At 65.8% G+C, this 436-nt stretch carries 1 pseudogene; it reads right to left on the bottom strand.

Features of this window, described 5'->3' with window-relative positions:
• Positions 1-53 precede the first annotated feature (53 nt).
• A pseudogene (locus RM812_RS42450) lies at positions 54-436 on the bottom strand (hypothetical protein); the annotation flags it as partial.

The following is a 436-nucleotide window of genomic DNA, read 5'->3' as shown; positions in this document are numbered from 1 at the left end:
CAGTACAACCGCCTCGTCCAGCAACCCCCTGGGGCGCTCGACGTAACTGGTGGTCACGCGGCGTTCCGTCCACCGACCGCGACGGGGGCGGACAGAACCACCAACGGTCTCGGGAATCTCAGCGTCCCGCAGGCATCGTCGAGCGACTCATCGATCTCAGCGGCGATCCGTCGCCATTCGGCCGTCCACGTCGCGGGTGGGACGATTCGCCCGCAGCCCAGCCCGAGGCGAGTGAGCAGAACACCGTGGTCGTGCCGGACCTGGGTCATTTCGGCGATCATCTGACCGATAGCGGCCGGATAGCTGATGAAGTCGTCATCACCGGTGCCGATGTCGCAGTGCAGCCCAACCAGATTCAGCCGGTCATGCCCGATCACTGCTGCCATCGCGACATCCGCCTCGGTGCTGTCGAATCTGAAGCCGCGCGGAGCGGACC

This window comes from Streptomyces lancefieldiae (genome assembly GCF_031845825.1).
In the GTDB taxonomy this organism is placed as follows: Bacteria; Actinomycetota; Actinomycetes; order Streptomycetales; family Streptomycetaceae; genus Streptomyces; species Streptomyces lancefieldiae.
This window is presented reverse-complemented; position numbering and strand designations above follow the sequence as displayed.